The sequence below is a fragment of the Mycobacterium asiaticum genome, assembly GCF_001668675.1.
In the GTDB taxonomy this organism is placed as follows: domain Bacteria; phylum Actinomycetota; class Actinomycetes; order Mycobacteriales; family Mycobacteriaceae; genus Mycobacterium; species Mycobacterium asiaticum_D.
Genome location: NZ_LZKQ01000330.1, coordinates 32,509 through 51,103, shown reverse-complemented (window position 1 = coordinate 51,103; position 18,595 = coordinate 32,509). Strand labels below are relative to the sequence as shown.

Annotated in this window: 20 protein-coding genes and 1 pseudogene; 10 read left to right on the top strand and 11 right to left on the bottom strand. The window is 66.4% G+C overall.

All coding sequences use genetic code 11. The features are described from left to right. The first annotated feature begins 84 nt into the window (after positions 1–84). Entirely contained in the window at positions 85–660 is a 576-nt protein-coding gene (locus A9X01_RS27425) for a TetR/AcrR family transcriptional regulator (protein WP_065123710.1), read from the top strand. Next, entirely contained in the window at positions 657–1,769 is a 1,113-nt protein-coding gene (locus A9X01_RS27420; RefSeq protein WP_065123709.1) for a DUF1214 domain-containing protein, read from the top strand. The genes A9X01_RS27425 and A9X01_RS27420 overlap by 4 nt, the downstream gene beginning before the upstream one ends. Here A9X01_RS27420 and A9X01_RS27415 read toward each other — a convergent pair. The 4 genes from A9X01_RS27415 to A9X01_RS27400 form a co-directional block, all read right to left on the bottom strand. Further along, positions 1,766–2,812 carry an LLM class flavin-dependent oxidoreductase gene (locus tag A9X01_RS27415; protein ID WP_065123708.1) on the bottom strand — a complete coding sequence of 349 codons (1,047 nt, stop codon included), beginning with the start codon at positions 2,810–2,812 and terminating at the stop codon, positions 1,766–1,768. The genes A9X01_RS27420 and A9X01_RS27415 overlap by 4 nt on opposite strands. Continuing rightward, positions 2,812–3,327: an SRPBCC family protein gene (locus A9X01_RS27410; RefSeq protein WP_065123733.1), complete on the bottom strand. Its 516-nt coding sequence runs from the start codon at positions 3,325–3,327 to the stop codon at positions 2,812–2,814. The genes A9X01_RS27415 and A9X01_RS27410 overlap by 1 nt, the downstream gene beginning before the upstream one ends. 115 nt (positions 3,328–3,442) lie before the next feature. Then, entirely contained in the window at positions 3,443–4,549 is a 1,107-nt protein-coding gene (locus tag A9X01_RS27405; RefSeq protein ID WP_065123707.1) for a fatty acid desaturase family protein, read from the bottom strand. Between the two features lie 41 nt (positions 4,550–4,590). Next, positions 4,591–5,676, bottom strand: a complete 1,086-nt coding sequence (locus A9X01_RS27400; RefSeq protein ID WP_065123706.1) for a flavin reductase family protein — start codon at positions 5,674–5,676, stop codon at positions 4,591–4,593. 69 nt (positions 5,677–5,745) lie between these two features. Here A9X01_RS27400 and A9X01_RS27395 point away from each other — a divergent pair, with 69 nt between their 5' ends. Beyond that, entirely contained in the window at positions 5,746–6,444 is a 699-nt protein-coding gene (locus A9X01_RS27395; RefSeq protein WP_065123705.1) for a TetR family transcriptional regulator, read from the top strand. On the opposite strand, the gene A9X01_RS27390 is transcribed toward A9X01_RS27395, so the two are convergent. The 3 genes and pseudogenes from A9X01_RS27390 to A9X01_RS27380 form a co-directional block, all read right to left on the bottom strand. Continuing rightward, entirely contained in the window at positions 6,445–6,801 is a 357-nt protein-coding gene (locus A9X01_RS27390) for a hypothetical protein (protein WP_065123704.1), read from the bottom strand. Between the two features lie 60 nt (positions 6,802–6,861). Continuing rightward, positions 6,862–7,467 carry a GNAT family N-acetyltransferase gene (locus A9X01_RS27385; RefSeq protein WP_065123703.1) on the bottom strand — a complete coding sequence of 202 codons (606 nt, stop codon included), beginning with the start codon at positions 7,465–7,467 and terminating at the stop codon, positions 6,862–6,864. Positions 7,468–7,488: 21 nt separating this feature from the next. Then, positions 7,489–7,923, bottom strand: a pseudogene (locus A9X01_RS27380) (GNAT family N-acetyltransferase); the annotation flags it as partial. Positions 7,924–8,086: 163 nt separating this feature from the next. Between A9X01_RS27380 and A9X01_RS27375 the strand changes: the two are divergent. Continuing rightward, complete coding sequence (locus A9X01_RS27375; protein WP_065123732.1) at positions 8,087–8,791, top strand: GAF and ANTAR domain-containing protein; 705 nt, start codon at positions 8,087–8,089, stop codon at positions 8,789–8,791. On the opposite strand, the gene A9X01_RS27370 is transcribed toward A9X01_RS27375, so the two are convergent. Further along, positions 8,766–9,209, bottom strand: coding sequence for a hypothetical protein (locus A9X01_RS27370; RefSeq protein ID WP_065123702.1), 444 nt, complete (start codon positions 9,207–9,209; stop codon positions 8,766–8,768). The genes A9X01_RS27375 and A9X01_RS27370 overlap by 26 nt on opposite strands. Before the next feature lie 141 nt (positions 9,210–9,350). Between A9X01_RS27370 and A9X01_RS27365 the strand changes: the two genes are divergently transcribed. Next, positions 9,351–10,646 carry an acyl-CoA dehydrogenase family protein gene (locus A9X01_RS27365; RefSeq protein ID WP_065123701.1) on the top strand — a complete coding sequence of 432 codons (1,296 nt, stop codon included), beginning with the start codon at positions 9,351–9,353 and terminating at the stop codon, positions 10,644–10,646. 92 nt (positions 10,647–10,738) lie between these two features. Here A9X01_RS27365 and A9X01_RS27360 read toward each other — a convergent pair whose 3' ends face one another. After that, positions 10,739–11,194, bottom strand: a complete 456-nt coding sequence (locus tag A9X01_RS27360; protein ID WP_065123700.1) for a MaoC family dehydratase — start codon at positions 11,192–11,194, stop codon at positions 10,739–10,741. Positions 11,195–11,228: 34 nt separating this feature from the next. Between A9X01_RS27360 and A9X01_RS27355 the strand changes: the two genes are divergently transcribed. The 5 genes from A9X01_RS27355 (at position 11,229) to ag85C (ending at position 15,181) form a co-directional block, all read left to right on the top strand. Next, entirely contained in the window at positions 11,229–11,732 is a 504-nt protein-coding gene (locus tag A9X01_RS27355) for a metallophosphoesterase family protein (protein ID WP_065123699.1), read from the top strand. Positions 11,733–11,867: 135 nt separating this feature from the next. Further along, positions 11,868–12,332 carry a MarR family winged helix-turn-helix transcriptional regulator gene (locus A9X01_RS27350; RefSeq protein WP_253849433.1) on the top strand — a complete coding sequence of 155 codons (465 nt, stop codon included), beginning with the start codon at positions 11,868–11,870 and terminating at the stop codon, positions 12,330–12,332. Further along, on the top strand, positions 12,329–13,120 hold the full coding sequence (locus tag A9X01_RS27345; protein ID WP_065123697.1) for an ATP-binding cassette domain-containing protein: 792 nt from the start codon (positions 12,329–12,331) through the stop codon (positions 13,118–13,120). The genes A9X01_RS27350 and A9X01_RS27345 overlap by 4 nt, the downstream gene beginning before the upstream one ends. Further along, entirely contained in the window at positions 13,120–13,947 is an 828-nt protein-coding gene (locus A9X01_RS27340; RefSeq protein ID WP_065123696.1) for an ABC transporter permease, read from the top strand. The genes A9X01_RS27345 and A9X01_RS27340 overlap by 1 nt, the downstream gene beginning before the upstream one ends. 184 nt (positions 13,948–14,131) lie before the next feature. After that, positions 14,132–15,181, top strand: a complete 1,050-nt coding sequence (gene ag85C, locus A9X01_RS27335; protein WP_065123695.1) for a diacylglycerol acyltransferase/mycolyltransferase Ag85C — start codon at positions 14,132–14,134, stop codon at positions 15,179–15,181. A 225-nt stretch (positions 15,182–15,406) separates the two neighbouring features. On the opposite strand, the gene A9X01_RS27330 is transcribed toward ag85C, so the two are convergent. Further along, a complete protein-coding gene (locus A9X01_RS27330) occupies positions 15,407–16,786 on the bottom strand; it encodes a maltokinase N-terminal cap-like domain-containing protein (protein ID WP_065123694.1) in 1,380 nt (459 codons plus the stop codon). Further along, positions 16,783–18,582, bottom strand: coding sequence for a maltose alpha-D-glucosyltransferase (gene treS, locus A9X01_RS27325; RefSeq protein ID WP_065123731.1), 1,800 nt, complete (start codon positions 18,580–18,582; stop codon positions 16,783–16,785). Before treS ends, A9X01_RS27330 begins: the two co-directional genes overlap by 4 nt. Positions 18,583–18,595: the final 13 nt, after the last annotated feature.

Here is an 18,595-nt window from a genome sequence, read left to right as displayed (position 1 = left end):
GCCTCCGGGCTGAACCGGGGGCTGGCAAGGTCGTCTAGTTGAACGGTCGCGGTCACGGCCACTTATGTTACTCTGAGTTTCGTAATGGTAGTAGACTTCGGCCGCCCCCGCGATCCGCGTATCGACGCCGCGGTGCTGGCCGCCACGGTGGAGTTACTTGCCGAGAACGGGTATGCGGGGCTGGCAGTTTCGGCCATCGCCGAGCGGGCCGGCACCTCCAAGCCGGCGATCTACCGGCGCTGGCCCAGCAAGGCGCACCTCGTCCATGAGGCGGTGTTCCCGATCGATGCCGCGACGGAAGTCCCCGACTCGGGATCCGTGCGCCAGGACATGCGCGAAATGGTCTGCCGCACAATGGCTGTGCTGACCACACCGGCGGCCAGGGCGGCGCTGCCGGGCCTGATCGGCGAGATGGCCGCCGATCCCAGTCTGCATTCAGCACTGCTGCAACGGTTCTCCGGCCTGATCGGCGGCACGCTGGCCGGGTGGCTTGACGAGGCCGCCGCGCGCGGCGATGTCCGTGCCGACGTGACCGCGGCCGAGCTGGCCGACGCGGTCGCCGGGGTCATCCTGCTTGCCTTGCTCACCCGCCCGAACGGTCTCGATGACGCCTGGATCGATCGCACCACCACGTTGCTCCTGAAAGGAATCAGCGCATGACGCACGAATCGACGACCGCGTGGCGGGAGTTGTTGACCGCACTGGGCGACCTCGACAGCTCCTTCCTCGAGGGTGACCGCGCGGTCACCGACGAGCGGCACGTGGCCGACGGCTACCGCATGCTCGCCGCCACCCTTGGGGTCGCGTTCGACAGCTACCTGTTCCCCGAGCCCGGCCGCCCGCAGTTCGTGGCGGTCAACACGCCGTTCCGGCGCGACCGCCGATGGGGCGGCGACAACACCGACGCGTACTACTACATGTGCCCGGTCGACCCCGACCGCCGCTACCGCATCAGTGGCAATAAGGGTGACAGCGTGTACTTTTCGGTCACCGCCTACAACGAGCCCTCGCCCGGGGCATGGTCGAACCGGGTGGTGGCGATCGTGCGCGACACCGATCTCGACATCGACGCCGACGGCAACTTCTCCTTCGAATTCCCGCCGACGCCCGACGCGGCCGCGTTGATGACCCGGGACTACCAGGCCGACCCGCTGACCGGTCGCCCCGTCGCCTGGGACATCGAGGCGCTCGACGAACCCGACCCGATCGCACACGGGGACAACGAAACCGCCGACCGGTTGCGGGCGGTGACCACCTGGCTACGCACCATGTTCGCGATCGTGCCGCTGCCGGTCGGCAACCGGGCCGACGAACAGCATTCGCTGGGACACGAAGTCGCCCACACCGCAAACCAATTCGCCGAGCCCTACCAGGTGCCCGACGCCAACTTCGGCTGGTCGGCGCGCGACGCCTGCTACGCCTACGGCAGTTTCGTGCTGGACGACGACGAGGCGCTGGTGATCACGCACCGGCCGCCGTCGTGCCGGTTCTGGAACATGGTGGTGTGGAACCAGTTCATGGCGACCTACGGCCCCGCGGAGGGTCCCGACGTCCGTTGTTCGGCCAACGGGCACACCGCGGTGCCCAACGCGGACGGTTCGGTGACCATCGTGTTGTCCCGAAGCAGGACCGCTCATCCCAATTCGCTGACCACGCTTGGCTATCCGCGCGGGAACCTCGCATTCCGGTGGTTCCTCGCGGACAGCGTGCCGGCGCGCCCACAAGTCGAACTCGTCAAGGTGTCCGACGCACCCACTGCGGCGCACTAGGTTTCGCGGACCAGCTCGATCGCCCGGCCGAGTGTCGAGAGTTTGGCATCGAGCGTCTCCCCCGCCGGATACAGCCGGACGGTATCCACACCCGCGTCGCGCCAGACCGCCAGGCGGGCCCGGACCCGCTCCTCGGTGCCGATCAGCGTGGTGGCCAGCACCATGTCGTCGGTGACCAGGGCGGTCGCCCCGGCACGGTCGCCGGCCTGCCAGCGTTCCCGCACCGCCGCGGCCGTCTCGGCCCAGCCCTGCCGGCTGTAGGCCTGGTTGTAATAGTTCGTGGTGGCCGACCCCATGCCGCCGAGGCTGAACGCGAGTTCCGCCTTGCGGGCGGCGACCATGTCGCCCAACGCGTCTTCATCCGGCGCGAAAGCGACTTCGGCGCCCTGACAGATGTCGACGTCGGCGCGCCGCCGACCGGCGGACGCCAGGCCCTCGTCGAGATGTGCGAAGTAGGCGTCGTCGGCGCCTTCGGGGACGAAGCTGGTGCCCAGCCATCCGTCGGCGATCCTTCCGGTCAGCCGCAACATCGCCGGTGACAGGGTGGCCAGGTAGATCGGGATGGCGTGTTCCGGGCGAGTCGACAACCGCATCGGCTTACCCTCACCGCCGGGGCGCGGAATTTGAATCTGCTTGCCGGAGTGGGAGATTTTGCCACCCTCGAAGGCCTGCCGGATCACCTCGACGGTTTCGGTGACCCGGGCCAGCGGGCGCGCGAACGCGACGCCGTGCAGGCCTTCGATCACTTGGGGGCCCGAGGCGCCCAGACCCAGCAGGAACCGGCCGCCGGAAAGGTTGGACAACGTGATCGCGGTCTGGGCGATCAGCACCGGCGAGCGGGTACCGACCTGAATGACCCCGGAGCCGAGCAACATTCGATCGGTTCGGGCCGCCAGGTATCCCAGCGCCGACGGCGCATCGGCGCCCCATGCCTCGGCCACCCAGCAGACGTCGAGCCCGAGGCGCTCGGACTCGACCACGAAGTCGACGGTCTGTCTGGCGTTCGGACCCGCGGACAGTTCGACGGTGGTGGCGGTCCGCATCACCGGACCCCGTGTTCGGCCAACCTCTTGATCGCCGCCAGCGTCTTGTCGATCGCGGCCTCGAACTCCCGTAGCCGCACGAACACGATCTTTTGTTCCTTGTCCGGCATGGCGTCGATGGCGCTGGACAACCCGGACCGGCCCGGGCCCAGCTGGGTCCAGAACGACAGCGCGGTGCCACCGTCCCGAGGGGTCAGCCGAAACCGCCAGATAGCCGACGGAGTTTCGGGTTCTCCTACTGCCCAAGCGAATTCGCGCGGCTCGTCACAGGCAATGATCTGTGAGGTGGTAGACCACCGGCCGAACGCATCGTGCTCGTTGTGCCCGATGAACCGCGAGCCGAGCCGCGGACCGGTGGCGCCGTCCAGCCACTCGACGGCCAACAACTCGTTGCTGAGGGTCGGCATCAGCTCGATATCGGAAATCAGATCCCACACTCGGTGCTGGTCGGCATCGACCCACGTCGTGCCTTCCACCGTCGGGGTGTCCGAATACCGTGCGCCGGTCCATTGCACCAAGTCATTGTCCACCCAATGTGGCGCCGAGGCTGCGTCCAGGGTGACCCGATGTCGAAGTGACACACCCTGGACGCAGTCTCGGCGCCATCGGCGCAGCCTCGTCGCTTACTGCTTACGCGGCTACCAACTCCAACTCGGCGGGCGCGGTGGGCTTCCGGCGCAGCCGCATCGAGTCGGGCAGGGACAACCGCACGATCTTACGGACCACGGTGCCGAACTGCTTGAGCAGCGGGCCCTTGTTGTAGGGGATGCCGTAGCGTTCGCAGATCTGCTGTACCTCGGGCGCGATCTTGGGGTACCGGCGGGCCGGCATGTCCGGGAACAGGTGGTGCTCGATCTGGTGCGACAGGTTGCCCGACAGCACGTGGAAGAGGTTGCCGCCGGTCAGGTTCGCCGAGCCGAGCACCTGGCGGAAGTACCACTGGCCGCGGGTCTCGTCCTTGGTCTCCTCGATGGTGAATTCCTGGGTGCCGTCCGGGAAGTGGCCGCAGAAGATGATCATGTACGACCACACGTTGCGCATCAGGTTGGCGGTGAGGTTTCCGGTGAACACGAACGGCGCAAACGGTCCGGCCAGCAGCGGGAAGGCGACGTAGTCCTTGAGCGACTGGCGGCGAGTTTTCTTCCAGATCTCTTTCAGGGTGTCGCGCTTGTCCCGCAGGCTGATCTCACCGGCGCGGATCCGCTCGGTTTCCAGTTCATGCAGGGCGACGCCGTACTGGAACAGCACCATCAGCAGGAACGCGTAGACCGGGTTGCCCAGGAAGTACGGCGTCCAGCGCTGGTCCTCGCTCATCCGCAGGATGCCGTAGCCGATGTCGCGGTCCATCCCGACGATGTTGGTGTGGGTGTGGTGCATGTAGTTGTGCGAGTGCCGCCACTGGTCGGCCGGGCAGGCGGTGTCCCACTCGAAGTCGCGGCCCGAAATCGCCGGGTCACGCATCCAGTCGTACTGGCCGTGCATGACGTTGTGGCCGATCTCCATGTTGTCCATGATTTTCGCGATGCCGAGCATCCCGGTGCCCAGCAGCCAGGCGGGCGGCAGGAAGAGCAGCGCGCGGCCACCGACTTCCAGCCCGCGCTGGATCTTGATCATGCGGCGGATGTATTCGGCGTCTTCTTCGCCGAGGTCTGCCATCTCGCGTTCCTTGATGGCGTCGAGTTCGCGGCCGAAGGCCTCGGCCTGCTCCTTGGTGAGCGTGATCTTTTCTTGAGGCATGGCGTCTCCTCCTAGGTCTTCTGGTGTGTTTGGTGGGGCTGTCAGAGGTCGATTTCGACGTCGCCGACGGGGACGGTGACGCAGATCTGGACGTTCTCGTCGGCGCCGGTGGCGACGGCGCCGGTGACCAGGTTGCGTACGGTGCCCGCGGTCTTGCGGCGCGTGCAGGTGTGGCAGATGCCCATCCGGCATCCGTTCTCCGGCGAGAGGCCGGCGGCTTCGGCCTGCTCCAGCAGGGAGCGACCGTCGTCGACGACGTCGACCTTGCTGTCGGCGAAGCTGACTCGCCCGCCGGTGGGATTGGCCGGAACTTCGATCACCGGCGGCACGAAGCTTTCAGTGAACACGTTTTCACAGTGCTGCCGTACGGCGTCGACCAAAGCGGTTGGCCCGCAGACGAACACCGCGTCGGGAGATTCCATGGCGGCGGCCAGGTGTTCGGCACCGCAGCGGCCCTGCAGGTCGCCGTCACCGGACCGGGTGTAGCCGTGCAGCACCCGTACCCCGCGCATTGCGGCCAGCTCCTCGCGGTAGCAGGCCTCTTCCGGGGTGCGCGCGTAGTGCACAAACGCGATTTCGCCCTTGCGGAATTGCTGGTGCCGCTCGGCGATGAGGGTGCGCAGCATCGCCATGACCGGCGTGATGCCGCTGCCACCCGACACGAACAGGATCCGCTTGGGCCGGTGAATCGGCAGCACGAAGTCGCCCCCGACGCCGTCCAGGCCAACGACCATGCCCCGACGAGCCCGCTCGTACAGGTAAGTCGAGACCAGCCCGCCATCGTGCACGCCGATGGTCAGTTCCAGCTGCGTGCTGCCCTCGACGTTGGCCGGTGAGTAGCAGCGGGAGTGCCTGCGCCCGTCGATCTCGAGCGTGACGTTGACGAACTGCCCGGCCTTGACGGTGTAGCGGTCAGTGAACGCGGCGTTCGGTGCCAGCGTCAGCGTGACGCTGCGCGGCGTCGTGCGCCGGACGTCAACCACCTTGGCGCGGGCCTCGCCCGACGTCCAGGTCGGCGTCACAAGCTCGGTGTACCGGTCAACGCCGTGCGGCCCGGTGAGCAGATCGATAAGGTCGGAACTCAGGACCCGCTTGGCGATCGTCCGAGTGAAAGTTTGAGTGAACATGTGTACACCGTCGCACCGTTTCCCGCAGGTGGTCAAGGGTTTCGTCGGCTCTGTGTTACGGTTCACATAGTGAACAGTCGTACTCCTAGCTCACATTCGCGGCGATCGGGCCAGGACAGGGCCCGTGATTCGCGCAATCCCAACGGCCGGGAGAGTCCTTCGCGGGAGGAACGCAAGGAAGCCACCAGGCGCGCGATCATCGCCGCGGCACTCAAGGCACTCAACGACCGCAGCTTCAGCGGGCTGAGCCTGCGGGAGGTGACCCGGGAGGCCGGGATCGTGCCGGCGGCGTTCTACCGGCACTTCGAGTCGATGGAAGCGCTCGGCCTGGTGCTCATCGACGAATCGTTCCGCAGTCTGCGGGACACGCTGCGCGGCGCGCGCGCCGGCAAGCTGGACCCGAACCGGGTGATCGAATCGTCGGTGGAGATCCTGGTTGGTAGCGTCGCCGAACAGCGCGAACACTGGCGCTTCATCGCCCGCGAACGCTCAACCGGCGTCTCGGTGCTGCGGTATGCGATCCGGACCGAGATTCGGCTGATCACGTCCGAACTGGCCACCGACCTGGCGCGTTTCCCGCGGCTCAACGAATGGAGCACCGAGGACCTCAACGTGCTGGCCAGCCTGTTCGTGAACTCGATGATCGTGATCGCCGAGGCCATCGAGGACGCGCAGAGCACCGAAGCGCTGCAGGACATTCACCGGATCGCGGTCAAGCAATTGCGCATGATCGCAATCGGGGTGGCCGGCTGGAAAAGCAATCCCTGACTACTCGTCGACCACCTGGTACAGCGAATCGCCGTCTTCCGGAGCGCCGTCGACCTGACCGCGATGGGCTCGGCCTGTTTCATCGTCCGGGACCGCGCTGGTGGCCGCCTGCTCGGTGACGTCGGGTTGTTCGGCGGCGAGTCGCGCGTCGAGCGATTCGCCCTCCCGTTCCTCGCGCGCGGTCATCCCGAATTTGTCGGCACCGCTCCAGTCCTCGGGCGGGTCGACGACGACGTCCCCGTCGTCGTTCAGCAACTCGTCGGAGTCGGTGGACTCTTCCGCGTTCAGGGTGTCGCCGGGGCCGCCTTCCTCGGGGAAGTCGGCGGCATCGACAGAACCTGCATCATCGGTAGCCATTGGCCACGGTTGCCCGCAAGATATGGCCGCTAAACCCGCTCGGATCGCCTCCGCTGCCCGTCAGCGCGGGTCTCGCCACATCGGCCACAGCGTCGGCCCACCGTCGGGCAAGACGATCTCGCCGGTGACGCGGAAGCCGAAACGCTCGTAGTACGGCACATTTTCGGCTTTGCTGGACTCTAGGTACGCAGGACAGTATTCGGCATCGCAGCGGTCCAACCGAGACCGCATCAGGACCTGGCCGAAGCCGCGCCCGCGGACGTCTGGATCGCTGCCGATGACGGCGAGATACCAGTGCGGTTCCTCTGGGTGCTTGCTCTTCATCAGCTCCTGCAGGCCCCGTGCCTTGGCCGTCCGGAAGCCGAACACCCGCAGAAATGTCGGCGTCTGGGCCAGCTGCGCGCGGCGCGACTCCTGCCATCGGTTCGGCGGATCCCACAGCGCGGCCGCGCCGATCCCGGGGCCGTCGCACGCCACTTCCACGCCGCCGGCACCCAGGTGGTGATGGCGTGTCATGGTCGTGAACAGCCGCGACAGGTGGGCGTGGCGCTTATCGGGGTCAGGCAGCAACCAGACCGAAACCGGATCGTCGAAGAACGCCCGGCCCAGGGTGCGTCCCAGTTCGCGAAGATCTGCCTGCTGCGCCGCGCGCGCCTGCGGGGTCATGTCAACAGGTTAATAGCCCGGTCAGCGCGGATCGCGCCACATCGGCCACATCGTCGGACCACCACCCGGCAACACGATCTCACCGGTGACCACGAAGCCGAAAGGGGCGTAGAACGGCAGGTTTTCGGCTTTGGTCGATTCCAGGTAGGCCGGACAGTATTCGGCATCGCAACGTTCGAGACGGGATCGCATCAGCGCCTGTCCGAAACCTTTGCCGCGCAATGCGGGATCGCTGCCGATGGCGGACAGATACCAATGCGGTTCTTCGGGGTGCACTCGGTGCATCGCTTCCTGCAGGGCTCGGCCCCGCCCGCTGCGAAAGCCGAACACCCGCAAGAAAGCCGGGGTCTGGGCGAGCAGCGTCCAGCGGGATTCCCGCCAGCGATGGGGCAGATCCCACAGTGCCGCCGCACCGATCACCGGGCCTTGACAAGCCACTTCGACGCCGCCGCCGGCCCGAGGGTCCATGGGGCATGAGGCTAGACAGTATGGCCGGAGAAATCTTGAGCGACTCGCAAAGATCTTGTGCGACAGTCTGATTCGGTGGCATTTCAGGTTGCGTTCGCATCGCCCGTAAGATGGATGCGGCGCGCCGGCAGGTGTGCCGGAAGGACTGCTTGTGGAACAGGACAACGGCCTCGTGCATCAGCAGATCGCGGATCTGGCGCGTGACCTGCACAACCGGCCCGGCACCGATAGTGAGGCCGTGATCGACCAGTTGGTCGGCGAGGCCACACATACAATTCCGGGGGCCCAGTACGCGGGGCTTACGGTGGCCAGCCGGCGCGGTCAGATCGCGACGCAGGCCAGCACCCACCATTGGCCGCGGTGGCTCGATGAGATTCAACAGCGATATCAAGAGGGCCCGTGTCTGATCGCCGCCTGGGAGCACCACGTTGTGCGGGTCGATGACCTGGTAGCCGACACGCGCTGGCCGCGGTATCGCCACGCGGCGCTCGCCGAAACACCGATTCGGTCGATCCTGTCGTTCGAATTGTTCACCAGCACCCACACCCTCGGTGCGCTCAACGTGTATGCCGACGTACCCCACGCGTTCGATGAGGAGGCCTTGGAGATCGGGTTTGTCTTCGCCACGCATGCGGCACTGGTGTGGGACAGCGTCCAGCGCGAACGCCACTTTCAGAGCGCGCTGGCCAGTCGGGACATCATCGGTCAGGCCAAGGGAATGCTGATGCAGCAGTACAACATAGACGCGGTCCGCGCATTCGAACTGCTGAAGCGGCTCTCGCAGGAATCCAATACGCCGCTGGTGAATATTGCGCGTGCGGTGGTCGAACTCAGGCGACAGATCGCCGGATCCTAGCGGCGCGCAGCAAAGCGATCCCGGCTGCGGCCATCACCAGGGCAGTGCCTATTTCCCCGACCGCCGTCACCCAGGAGAACCAGGTGACTCCCGAGCCCGCAGCGGGATTGATGAAGCTGTCACTCAACGGCCCCCACCTGGGCAGCAGATGCGCGGCACTGAAGCCCACCGCACTGGCCAGGCCGAGCGTGATCGCCGCGTGCGGTGCCCACCGGTTTCGCCGCACCACCAGCGCGATGGTGATCACGGCCGCAACGATCTGAATGTTGCCCGCCATCATCACCGCCGGCGGGATGACATCCATACCGCGCCGAAAGTGGTCAGCGGCATGCAGTGCCAGTGCGGCGGCGAAAACCATTGCGGCCCGGTAGAACCGGCGTTCGGCAGCGTACCGGTCGGATTTCGGTTGGTTGGGCATCGGCTGCGCTCCGCTCCGCTGGACCCGACCCACGATTACTACGCATCGTAGTACTACCCGTAGTCGCAGACAAGGCACATACGATGGTGTCGCTCCTGAAACGATGCCGGTGCGACGGTGCACCGGGGAACGGTGCCGACGATGTGGGACTTCGAGACAGACCCGGAATACCAGGCCAAGCTGGACTGGGTGGAGAAATTCATGGTCGAGGAGCTCGAGCCCCTCGATCTGGTCGCGCTTGACCCGTACGACAAGAAGAACGCCGAGATGATGGCGGTGCTGCGGCCGCTGCAGCAGCAGGTCAAAGACCAGGGGTTGTGGGCCGCGCACCTGCGGCCCGAACTCGGCGGCCAGGGCTTCGGCCAGGTGAAGCTGGCGCTGCTCAACGAGATCCTCGGGCGATCGCGCTGGGCGCCGTCGGTGTTCGGTTGCCAGGCACCGGATTCGGGCAATGCCGAGATCCTGGCGCTGTTCGGCACCGACGAGCAGAAGGCTCGGTACCTACAGCCGTTGCTCGACGGTGAGATCACCTCCTGCTACTCGATGACCGAACCGCAGGGCGGCTCGGACCCGGGGCTTTTCGTCACCGCCGCCACGCGCGACGGTGACGACTGGGTCATCAACGGCGAAAAGTGGTTCTCCACCAACGCCAAACACGCGTCCTTCTTCATCGTCATGGCCGTCACCAATCCCGAAGGCCGTACCTACGAGAAGATGTCGCTGTTCATCGTGCCGGCCGAGACGCCGGGCATCGAGATCGTGCGCAACGTCGGTGTGGGAGTCGAATCCGCCAAGCGGGCCAGCCACGGCTACGTCCGCTATAAGGACGTGCGGGTGCCGGCCGATCATGTGCTCGGCGGTGAGGGCCAGGCGTTCATGATCGCCCAGACCCGGCTCGGCGGCGGGCGGATCCATCACGCCATGCGTACGATCGCGTTGGCACGCAGGGCATTTGACATGATGTGCGAGCGCGCGGTGTCGCGCCAGACCCGGCACGGGCGGCTGTCCGACTTCCAGATGACGCAGGAGAAGATTGCCGACAGCTGGATCCAGATCGAGCAATTCCGGCTGCTGGTGCTGCGCACCGCGTGGCTGATCGACAAGCACCACGACTACCAGAAGGTGCGTCGTGACATCGCGGCGGTGAAGGTGGCCATGCCGCAGGTGTTGCACGACGTGGCCCAACGGGCGATGCATCTGCACGGCGCGCTTGGAGTCTCCGATGAGATGCCGTTCGTCAAGATGCTGATCGCCGCGGAGTCACTGGGCATCGCCGACGGGGCCACCGAGTTGCACAAGATGACGGTGGCGCGCCGCACCCTGCGCGAATATCAGCCCGTCACAACGCCTTTCCCGTCGCAGCACATCCCGACCCGCAAGGCCGAGGCTGAGGCGCGCCTGGCCGCGCGGCTGGAACACTCGATCGCCGAGTTCTGAGGCCGGTTACCCCGCGCGAGCAGACGCTAAAGCCCCCGACACGCCGTGCGTGCGGGGGCTTTAGCGTCTGCTCGCGCCACCCCTGGCGAACCCTAGGGGATGTACCGCACGATGCTTTCGGCCACACATGCCGGCTTGGGGGAACCCTCGATCTCGACCGTGGTCGACACCACCGCCTGCACGGCGCCGTTGCCCACGTCGTCGACACTGACCAGCGAGCTGGTCGCCCGCACCCGCGAACCCACCGGCACCGGCGCAGGGAACCGAACCTTGTTCAGGCCGTAGTTGATTGCCAGCTTGATGCCCTTGACCGTGTACATGTCGTGCTGCAGCCGCGGCAGCAGCGACAGCGTCATGAACCCGTGGGCGATGGTGGTGCCGAACGGGCCCTTCGCGGCGCGCTCCGGGTCGACGTGGATCCACTGGTGATCGCCCGTCGCGTCGGCGAACAGGTTGACCTCTTCCTGACTGATCGTCACCCAGTCGCTCTGCCCGATCGTTTCGCCCGCGGCGGCGGCGAGGTCACTGACTGACTCGAAGGTGCGCATGGTCTCTCCTCTGCTGGGGGTATGCATAGAACTTATGCGGCTCCTGCTGATCGCCGACACGCACATCCCGAAACGGGCCCGCGATCTGCCCGCGCGGGTCTGGGACGAGGTCGCGGCGGCCGACGTCGTCATCCACGCCGGCGACTGGGTGGTGCCCTCGTTGCTCGACTCGCTCCAAGCCAGGGCCAAGCGGCTGGTCGCCTGCTGGGGCAACAACGACGGTGACGAACTGTGCTCACGCTTGCCCGAACGCGCCGACGTCGAGCTGGCCGGGGTGCGCTTCACCGTGGTGCACGAAACGGGTGCCGCCGCCGGGCGCGAGGCGCGGATGTCGCGGCTCTATCCCGACACCGACGTGCTGGTGTTCGGCCACAGCCACATCCCCTGGGACACCACGACGCCGACCGGCCTGCGCCTGCTCAACCCCGGGTCACCCACGGACCGCCGGCGCCAACCCTTCTGCACCTACATGACCGCGCTGCTGCGGGACGGGTCCGTGGATGTGACCCTCGAGCGACTCAGGCCTGGTGACCGATGAGCATGCCGTCGGCAGGACCGGGCGCACCGCTGAACCAGATCGCGGGCATGGTCGGCTATGGGTCGGCGTCTTCGTTGCGCGACGCGATGCGTAGGTTCACATAGATAGCTCGCCTACAGAGGTATTCTGGGTGGAGTGACGAATGGAGTGACCACCGCTGCCGATCTCGCAGCCGAACTGCCCCGCACCGTGGGCCGGTTCCGCAGGCAGCTGCGCCGCGCCGCCGGCACCGGCTATGCGCCCGGTCAGCTCTCCGAATCGCAGGCCGAGCTCTTGCGTCTGGTGTCGCGCCGACCTGGCGTCTCGGTGAGCGTCGCGGCCGCCGAACTCGGGCTGGTACCGAACACCGCCTCCACCCTGGTGTCCAAGCTGTGCGGCGCGGGCTTACTGGAACGTACCGCCGACACCGCGGACCGGCGGATCAGCCGGTTGCGGCTCACCGAATCGGCACAGCACGTGATGGACGCCACTGCCGCGACACGGCGCGCCGTGCTGATCGACCTGCTCGATGAGCTTGACGAACACCAGATCGGGGTATTGGCCAAAGGGTTGGAGGTCCTCGAGGGGATCACCAGGAAATTGCAGGAGCGATACACATGACTGACGCGATCGACTGCCGGCGGCTGACCTACCGCTACGGCTCGCACACGGCCGTCGACGACGTGACGTTCTCGGTCAGGCCCGGCGAGACGATGGGTCTGCTGGGCCCCAACGGCGCCGGCAAAACGACGGTAGTGCGGGTGCTGACCACGCTGGCGCCGGTCCAGCAGGGTGAGCTGCGCATCTTCGGGCTGGACGCGCGGCACCAGACCGTGGACATCCGCAGCAACATCGGCTATGTGCCACAACAACTTTCGATCGAGACGGCGCTCACCGGCCGGCAGAACGTGGCTTGGTTCGCCCGCCTGTACGGGGTGCCGCGCGCCGAGCGCGCCGAACGCGTCGACCAGGCGCTGGCCGCGATGGATCTGCTCGACGTCGCCGACCGGCTCGCGTCGAGCTATTCGGGTGGGATGGTCCGCCGGCTGGAAGTGGCCCAGGCCCTGGTCAACCGGCCCTCGCTGCTGGTGCTCGACGAACCGACGGTGGGCCTGGACCCGATCGCGCGCGACGGCGTCTGGCGGCAGGTCCAGCAGATGCAGCAACAGTTCGGTATGACCGTGCTGCTCACCACCCACTACATGGAAGAGGCGGACGCGCTGTGCGACCGGGTCGCGCTGATGCACAAGGGTGCGCTCCAAGCGGTCGGCACGCCGGATGAGTTGAAGGAGACGGTGTCGCCGGACGCGTCCCTCGAAGACGTGTTCCGCCACTACGCCGCATCGGATCTCGACCAGCCGTCGGCCGATATGCGCCAACTCCGGTCTAGCAGAAGGGCGCCAGCGTAATGACCGTTGATCGAGACTGCCAGCCCGTCGAGGTGCAACTGGTCCGTGCGCCCCGCGGAATCGACTGCGTCGGAGCGACTTTGGGCCGAGTCGGCGCATTCGCGATCGTGGAACTGCAGAAGTTGCGGCACGACCGCACCGAGCTGGTCATGCGGATGGTGCAGCCCGCGTTGTGGTTGCTGATCTTCGGCACCACGTTCAGCCACCTGCACGTCATCGACACCGGGCCGGTGTCGTATCAGGCGTTCCTGACGCCGGGCATCATCGCCCAATCGGCGTTGTTCATCTCCATTTTCTATGGCATCCAGATCATTTGGGATCGCGACGCGGGCGTGCTGGCCAAACTCATGGTGACGCCCGCGCCGGCGTCGGCACTGATCACCGGCAAGTCGTTCGCCGCCGGAGTGCGCTCGGTAGCGCAGGTCGTCGGTGTTCTCGCACTGGCGTATGTGATGGGGATCGGCCTGACGGTCAACCCGTTGCGGATCCTGGCCGCGATGATCGCGGTCATGCTGGGCGCGGCGTTCTTCGCCTGCCTGTCAATGACATTGGCCGGACTGGTGCGCAACCGGGACCGCCTGATGGGCATCGGCCAGGCCATCACCATGCCGCTGTTCTTCGCGTCCAACGCGCTGTACCCGGTCGACGTGATGCCGGCCTGGTTGCACGCGCTGAGCAAAGTCAACCCGCTGAGCTACGAGGTCGACGTGTTGCGGGCGCTGCTGATCGGCGCCCCCTTCCACGCGGTGGACATCGTCGTGCTCCTGGTGGCGCCGGTGATCGGAATCATCACGGCGTCAACCTTTTTACGACGGTTGGTTGCCTAGTTATCGCATTGTGACCGGATTGCGACCGTCTCGCCGCGGAGTCCGGCCCGAAGCCTAATCGTTAGCCAACCGCGACATGTGCCGTCGGCCGTGACGGCCGGGCGGCGTCGGTCATTTGTGTTTCACTCGCCCAGAACAGATTCCTCCGCACGAGCGGCAGATGAAAGTTGGGACGGGTCAAGCGATGAAGTTCGTTGAAAAGCTGCGTGGCGCAGCGGCAACCATGCCCCGCAGGCTGGCGATCGCTGCTATGGGGGCTGCCCTGCTGACGGGTCTCGTCGGCGCCGTCGGCGGATCGGCGACCGCGGGGGCGTTCTCCCGGCCGGGGCTTCCGGTGGAATACCTGCAGATTCCGTCGCCGTCGATGGGACGCAACATCAAGGTCGAATTCCAGGGCGGCGGACCGCACGCGGTCTATCTGCTCGACGGGCTGCGCGCCCAGGACGACTACAGCGGCTGGGACATCAACACCCCGGCCTTCGAGGAGTTCTACCAGTCCGGGCTGTCGGTGGTGATGCCGGTGGGCGGCCAGTCCAGTTTCTACAGCGACTGGTACCAGCCTTCGCAGGGCAACGGGCAGAACTACACCTACAAGTGGGAGACCTTCCTGACCCGGGAGATGCCCGCCTACCTGCAGGCCCAGAAGGGTTTGTCGCCGGCCGGCAACGCGGCGGTGGGGCTGTCGATGTCCGGTGGTTCGGCGCTGATCCTGGCCGCCTACTACCCGCAGATGTTCCCGTACGCCGCGTCGCTGTCGGGCTTCCTGAACCCCGCCGAAGGCTGGTGGCCGACGCTGATCGGGCTGGCGATGAACGACGCCGGCGGCTACAACGCCAACAGCATGTGGGGCCCGTCCACCGACCCGGCGTGGAAGCGCAACGACCCAATGCTGCAGATCCCGCGGCTGGTCGCCAACAACACCCGGATCTGGGTGTACTGCGGCAATGGCACGCCGAGTGACCTGGGTGGCGACAACATGCCGGCCAAGTTCCTCGAGGGCTTGACGCTGCGCACCAACCAGCAGTTCCAGCAGACCTACGCCGCCTCGGGTGGACGCAACGGCGTCTTCCAGTTCCCGAACAACGGCACCCACTCGTGGAACTACTGGAACCAGCAGCTGATGGCGATGAAGCCGGACATGCTGCAGGTGATCAACGCGGTCAACGCACCGGCACCGGCACCTGCACCAGCACCGGCCGCCGCGCCGGCCCCGGTCACCGGGCCCGCCACCTGACCCAGCCGGGTCACCGATGGACCACATCGGCAGCAGCGCAACGGCCAGCGCTGCTGCCGATGTTCATTTTCAGGAGCAGCAGCCGCTTCGGCCAGCGCTGCTGCCGATGTTCATTTTCAGGAGCAGCAGCCGCTTCGGCCAGCGCTGCTGCCGATGTTCATTTTCAGGAGGCAGCAGCCGCTTCGGCCAGCGCTGCTGCCGATGTTCTTTTTCAGAACCCCCGGGTCATCCCGTCGTCAGGCGGGCGATCGAGCGTAGCGGGATGGGCAGCCAGGTAGGCCGGTGCCGGGACTCGTAACCCGTTTCGTACACCGCCTTGTCCAGTTCGTACGCGGCCAGCACCAGCGCCGAGTCCCGCGGGTCGGTTCCCGAGGCGGCCGCGTAGCCGTCACAGAACGCGGCGCGATTGCGCTCGACCCATTCCCGGGCGCGGGCGGCGAGCTGCTTGTCCCCGCCCTGATCGACCAGCGGCCCATAGGCCGCGTACTCGAATGACCGCAACACACCGGCCACATCCCGCAGCGGCGAATCCGGTGCCCGGCGCTCGGCCAACGGTTGGCCCGGCTCCCCTTCGAAGTCGATCAGCACCCAACTTTCCGGGGTGCGCAGCACCTGACCCAGATGCAGGTCACCGTGCACGCGTTGCACGGTGATCGGTTCGTCGGCGAGTTTGCCGAAGCGCTCTTCGATGGTCACCACGTAGTCGCTCAACTCGGGCACGGTGGCCGCCGCGGACGACAACCGGGACAGCACCGTGTCCACCGGGAATGTCGCCTGCTGCGTCCCGAGCTGCTCGGCCAGGGTGGCGTGCACCGACGCGACGGCCTCGCCGAGCCGATACGACTCCCCGGCGAAGTCACCACCAACTTCATAGGCGTACAGATCACCCTCGGCGAACAGGTCACGAACGCTGGCGGTGGCCATCGCCCAGCCTTCGGCCGCGTTGGCCGCGAAGGCGGTCACCATGCCCAGCGGAGACCCGTCGTCCTCGCCGGATCCGGCGACCTCGTAGGCCCCCAGCAGCCGGGCCACATGCGGGTTGCCGGCCCGGCCGAGCACCCGGTTGAGCTCGATATCCGGATTGATGCCCTGGCTGACCCGCCGGAACACCTTGAAGATCGCGGCCGGCGGGCGGTCGAAGATCACGCTGGTGTTGCTCTGCTCGGCGTCGGACACCCGTGGATAGGCGTCCAGCGGCAGTTCGACGTCCGGCTCCTTGGTGAACTTCAGCTCCGTGCCCGGCGACGTGCCGGATGCGGCACGGGTCGCCGACTCGTCGATCAGCGACAGCAGGAATCGGGGCGCCTTGGAGTCGTACAGCGCGTCGAACCCGATGTGGTCGTCGGCCGACCCGATGGTGGCCTGGGTGCTGAACTCAGGAACGGGCTCGGAGTCCCACCGGACCAGCACCTGGTAGCGCTCGCTGAAGCCGTCTGCGTAGCCGACATCGATGAGCACCAGGTCCAGCGCCTCGCGCAGCGGCACCACGACCGCGACGTCGGCGCTGACCAGTTCCCGATTGCGGCCGGCGTACCAGCGTTGCTGCGGCAGCCACTCCGCCCATGGCAGCTTGGCCGGCTGCGTGGCCGAGGCTGGCGCGTTCATCGTTCCTCCTCCGACGTGGACAACTGGAACCAGTAGAACCCGTGCCCGGGAAGGGTCAGTAGGTACGGCAGGTGACCGATGCGGGGAAACTCGACCTGCCCGGTGAGTTCAACCGGCGTGTAGTTGTTCCACTGTTGCAAGTTCAATTCGATGGGCTGCGGGAACCGTGACAGGTTGTTCACGCACAGCACCACGTCACCCTCGTCCTCCCCGTCCTCGGCGGGCGCTTCCCGCACGTAGGCCAGCACCGACGGGTTAGACCCGCCCAGTTCCTGGAAGGTCCCGACAGCGAACGCGTTGTGCCGCCGACGCACCGCCAGCATGGTCCGGGTCCAGTTGAGCAGCGAGGTGGATGTGTCCCGCTGCGCCTCGACATTGACCGCCTGGTAACCGTAAACGGGATCCTGACTGGCCGGCAGGTAGAGGCGACCAGGGTTGGCTGTCGAGAATCCGCCGTTGCGGTCCGGTGTCCACTGCATCGGCGTCCGCACCCCGTCGCGGTCACCCAGCCAGATGACGTCGCCCATGCCGATCTCGTCGCCGTAGTACAGCACCGGCGAACCCGGCAGCGACAGCAACAGCGCGTTGAACAGCCGCATCTGGTTGAAGTCGTTCTCCAGCAGCGGAGCCAGCCGGCGGCGGATGCCGACGTTGGCCTTCATCCGCGGATCCTTGGCGTACTCCGCGTACATGTAGTCCCGTTCTTCGTCGGTGACCATCTCCAGTGTCAACTCGTCGTGGTTGCGCAGGAAGATGCCCCACTGGGCCATGTCCGGGATGCCCGGCGTCTGGGCCAGAATCTCCGAGATCGGAAACCGCGATTCCCGCCGCACCGCCATGAAGATCCGCGGCATCAGCGGGAAGTGGAACGCCATGTGGCACTCGTCGCCGCCGGTGGTGGGATCACCGAAGTACTCGACGACGTCCGCTGGCCACTGATTGGCCTCGGCGAGCAGCACCCGGCCCGGGTACTCGTCGTCGACCACCTTGCGGACCCGTTTGAGAAAGGCGTGCGTCTCGGGCAGGTTCTCGCAGTTGGTGCCCTCCCGTTCGAACAGGTAGGGCACCGCGTCCAGCCGGAACCCGTCGATACCCAGGCCGAGCCAGAACCGCAGGACGTCGATCATCGCTTCCTGCACGGCGGGGTTGTCGTAGTTGAGGTCCGGCTGGTGGGAGAAGAACCGGTGCCAGTAGAACTGGCGCCGTACCGGGTCGAACGTCCAGTTCGACTCCTCGGTGTCGACGAAGATGATCCGCGCGTCGGTGTACTTCTCGCTGGTGTCGCTCCACACGTAGAAGTCGCCGTATGGCCCGTCGGGGTCGTTGCGCGATTCCTGGAACCACGGATGCGACTCCGAGGTGTGGTTCATCACCAGGTCGGTGATGACGCGAATCCCGCGCTGGTGGGCAGCGTCGATCAGCGCCACGAAGTCTTCGACCGTGCCGAACTCGGGCAGCACCTTGTAGAAGTCGCGGATGTCGTAGCCGCCGTCGCGCAGCGGCGAGTCGTAGAACGGCGGCAGCCAGATGCAGTCGACCCCGAGCCACTGGATGAAGTCGAGCCGGTCGATCAGGCCGCGCAGATCGCCGGAACCGTCGGCATTCGAGTCGAAGAATGCCCGCACCAGCACTTCGTAAAAGACCGCGTGTTTGAACCAGGTGGGATCTGCGGGTAGGGCAGCGGCGTTGTCGAAGTCCTGCGCGGTCGGGTGTTCGACCACGCCTCCTTCGACGTGACTGCCCTCGGCGGGATGGTGCGCGGGATCCTGCCTCGAGGTCTGCGTCGCGTCATTCATCAAATCCACGATG

Excerpts from the sequence above, each read along its gene's own strand:
- A9X01_RS27330 (WP_065123694.1), bottom strand. The coding sequence starts at position 16,786 with ATGAACGCGCCAGCCTCGGCCACGCAGCCGGCCAAGCTGCCATGGGCG.
- A9X01_RS27365 (WP_065123701.1), top strand. The coding sequence starts at position 9,351 with ATGTGGGACTTCGAGACAGACCCGGAATACCAGGCCAAGCTGGACTGG.
- A9X01_RS27345 (WP_065123697.1), top strand. The coding sequence starts at position 12,329 with ATGACTGACGCGATCGACTGCCGGCGGCTGACCTACCGCTACGGCTCG.
- A9X01_RS27355 (WP_065123699.1), top strand. The coding sequence starts at position 11,229 with ATGCGGCTCCTGCTGATCGCCGACACGCACATCCCGAAACGGGCCCGC.
- A9X01_RS27385 (WP_065123703.1), bottom strand. The coding sequence starts at position 7,467 with ATGACCCCGCAGGCGCGCGCGGCGCAGCAGGCAGATCTTCGCGAACTG.
- ag85C (WP_065123695.1), top strand. The coding sequence starts at position 14,132 with ATGAAGTTCGTTGAAAAGCTGCGTGGCGCAGCGGCAACCATGCCCCGC.
- A9X01_RS27360 (WP_065123700.1), bottom strand. The coding sequence starts at position 11,194 with ATGCGCACCTTCGAGTCAGTCAGTGACCTCGCCGCCGCCGCGGGCGAA.
- A9X01_RS27400 (WP_065123706.1), bottom strand. The coding sequence starts at position 5,676 with ATGTTCACTCAAACTTTCACTCGGACGATCGCCAAGCGGGTCCTGAGT.
- treS (WP_065123731.1), bottom strand. The coding sequence starts at position 18,582 with ATGAATGACGCGACGCAGACCTCGAGGCAGGATCCCGCGCACCATCCC.
- A9X01_RS27390 (WP_065123704.1), bottom strand. The coding sequence starts at position 6,801 with ATGGCTACCGATGATGCAGGTTCTGTCGATGCCGCCGACTTCCCCGAG.
- A9X01_RS27370 (WP_065123702.1), bottom strand. The coding sequence starts at position 9,209 with ATGCCCAACCAACCGAAATCCGACCGGTACGCTGCCGAACGCCGGTTC.
- A9X01_RS27340 (WP_065123696.1), top strand. The coding sequence starts at position 13,120 with ATGACCGTTGATCGAGACTGCCAGCCCGTCGAGGTGCAACTGGTCCGT.
- A9X01_RS27420 (WP_065123709.1), top strand. The coding sequence starts at position 657 with ATGACGCACGAATCGACGACCGCGTGGCGGGAGTTGTTGACCGCACTG.
- A9X01_RS27405 (WP_065123707.1), bottom strand. The coding sequence starts at position 4,549 with ATGCCTCAAGAAAAGATCACGCTCACCAAGGAGCAGGCCGAGGCCTTC.
- A9X01_RS27425 (WP_065123710.1), top strand. The coding sequence starts at position 85 with ATGGTAGTAGACTTCGGCCGCCCCCGCGATCCGCGTATCGACGCCGCG.
- A9X01_RS27415 (WP_065123708.1), bottom strand. The coding sequence starts at position 2,812 with ATGCGGACCGCCACCACCGTCGAACTGTCCGCGGGTCCGAACGCCAGA.